The 957-nt window shown below is 56.8% G+C and carries 2 protein-coding genes; both read left to right on the forward strand.

What is annotated here, in order from left to right; all coding sequences use genetic code 11:
* Nucleotides 1-81 precede the first annotated feature (81 nt).
* The gene (gene mntA / locus ACE04F_RS28190; protein ID WP_486110892.1) at nucleotides 82-477 is read left to right on the forward strand and encodes a type VII toxin-antitoxin system MntA family adenylyltransferase antitoxin; all 396 of its coding nucleotides are present in this window, start codon (nucleotides 82-84) and stop codon (nucleotides 475-477) included.
* Nucleotides 467-895 carry a type VII toxin-antitoxin system HepT family RNase toxin gene (hepT, locus tag ACE04F_RS28195; protein ID WP_486110894.1) on the forward strand — a complete coding sequence of 143 codons (429 nt, stop codon included), beginning with the start codon at nucleotides 467-469 and terminating at the stop codon, nucleotides 893-895. Before mntA ends, hepT begins: the two co-directional genes overlap by 11 nt.
* Nucleotides 896-957 lie beyond the last annotated feature (62 nt).

Consider the following 957-nt stretch of genomic DNA (forward strand, 5'->3'; position numbering starts at 1 on the left):
GGGCGGGACTTTTTTTTGTTTTGCATTTACATTCCGGAAATTATTGCGGCGATTTCAGGATGAGCGGCTAGGATAGGCAGCATGAACACTCAAGCCTTGCTGACTCATCTGCACCACCATCTCCCTGGGCTGCTGGCGGTTTACCTGTTCGGTAGCCATGCACAGGGCACCGCGGGACCTGACAGCGACGTCGATCTGGCAGTGCTCTTGTCCGGCGAGGTCGACCCTGTTTCGCTGTGGCAACTCTCAGGAGATTTGGCCGATATCGCTGGCAGTCCCGTGGATCTGATCGATTTACGCGCGGCAACGACCGTCATGCAATACCAGATCGTGACTCGAGGCCAGCGGCTCTGGGCCAGAGACGTACAGGCGGGTTTGTACGAATGTTTCATTCTCAGCGAAAAAACCGCTCTGGATGAGGCTCGGGCAGGCTTGCTCAAGGATATTCAGGAAGAAGGCAGCGTGTATGGCCGATGATGTACTGATCAACAAGGCAGCGAGTATCGAGCGTTGCGTCGCCAGGGTGCGGGAAGAATACGAGAAAGATCCCGCTACGTTTGCCACCGATTTCACTCGCCAGGATTCGGCGGTCCTGAACATCCAGCGGGCGTGTGAAGCGGCACTGGACATCGGACAGCACTTGATTCGACGTGAGCGGCTGGGTATCCCGCAAAGTGCTCGCGATACATTCGAGCTGCTTTTGCAAGGTGGCTGGCTGGAGGAAGGACTGGTGAAAAACCTGAAGAACATGGTGGGCTTCAGGAACATCGCCGTGCATGACTATCAAGCCCTGCAACTGCCGATCATGATCGCGATCATCACCGGGCATCTGGATGATTTCCTGGCGTTCAGCGCATTCATCCTGCGTAAAGACGCGGCGGAGTCGGTGCAATAAGCGGCGCAAGCGCGAGAAGAATCCCCCTCCCCGAAACGCAAAAGCCCCGCCCGGCAGCACGC

This window comes from Pseudomonas sp. AGC41, from assembly GCF_057334555.1.

Coding starts and splice junctions, on each gene's coding strand:
- hepT (WP_486110894.1), top strand. CDS start 467: ATGGCCGATGATGTACTGATCAACAAGGCAGCGAGTATCGAGCGTTGC.
- mntA (WP_486110892.1), top strand. CDS start 82: ATGAACACTCAAGCCTTGCTGACTCATCTGCACCACCATCTCCCTGGG.